Source organism: Oleiphilus sp. HI0043, from assembly GCF_001634935.1.
In genome coordinates, this window is sequence record NZ_LWEY01001280.1 from 1 (window position 1) to 1,113 (window position 1,113).

At 43.8% G+C, this 1,113-nt stretch carries 2 protein-coding genes; one reads left to right on the top strand and one right to left on the bottom strand.

Features of this window, described 5'->3' with window-relative positions:
• A partial coding sequence (locus tag A3729_RS16685) for a helix-turn-helix domain-containing protein (RefSeq protein WP_068634096.1) occupies positions 1–584 on the top strand: 584 nt, incomplete at its 5' end.
• A 79-nt stretch (positions 585–663) separates the two neighbouring features.
• On the opposite strand, the gene A3729_RS16690 is transcribed toward A3729_RS16685, so the two are convergent.
• Positions 664–1,113: NAD(P)-dependent oxidoreductase (locus A3729_RS16690; protein ID WP_231877453.1), on the bottom strand; the 450-nt coding region annotated here is incomplete at its 5' end.

Consider the following 1,113-nt stretch of genomic DNA (forward strand, 5'->3'; position numbering starts at 1 on the left):
TCATCGCAAATTGTAATCTAGATGTTATGGGGCGGGACTTTAGCGCCTTATCCGACCTCTGCCGCGATATGGGCCAAGGGGTTTTTAGCGAGTTTGGCAACGAACAATTATTCAGACAGTCTGTTATTGATATTTACGACTCAGAACGCTCCACGAGCGAAACCAAATATGAGATTGATAGCCTATTCAAAACATGTGTAAAGAAGCCTTTTGACAGTGATAAACGCGTATCTAAGGTAGTCGATTTGATCAAGGATTCTATTGACACAAACCTATCTATTGAGAGTCTCGCTGATACAGTGAACTTGTCAGTACCTGGACTCACCAAAGTCTTCAAAAAACAAACAGGCGTACCCATACGCAGGTATCGTCAATGGCATAGGTTATTTGTCACCGCAGTCGAAATCAGCAGAGGAAAGAGTTTAACCGACGCCGCCATTGATGCGGGTTTTGTCGACCTATCTCATTGCACCCATACTTTTAATATGATGCTAGGCATGAAGCCGTCATATTTTTTATCCCAACCAGAGCGAATTATTGTGATGACTGAAAATAAGCAGCGCCTATCTTGTACAAAAAATTGAGCGAGTCAGACTCTAAAGCTCATAGTAATCAGTCGCCTCAGCGAGGGTTGGGACTTTCTGTCTACATGATGAGGTAGTTTTATATCACTCCCTGCTCACGCAGCCATTGCTCACTCCTAGCCATACCTTCTTCAAGGCTAACTTTAGGCTGATACCCTAGCTCTGCACTGGCCTTATCATGGATATATTTAGCACTAGGCCTCGATAGCATCGCAACGGTAGAAGGATTTAATTCTGTACGTTTACCGAAAAGATGAGCCATTCGCTCCGCGGCAAAAGCGATAGGATAAAGCAGCTGTTTGGAAAGTGTTCTTGCCGAGTCCAAACCTAACATTTTGGCTAAAAAAGAAAAATACTCCTGATTACTCACCTGCCCCATGCCTGATAGGATATAAATCTGTCCGATTGCCTTGTCTGAGTTCAGTGCCAAATAACAGCCCTCAACCAAGTCATCAATATACACTGGGCCGAACATACCTTCTTTCGGGGCGATGAATTTCTTTTGCTTCATCATGTCAATTGGCGTCAC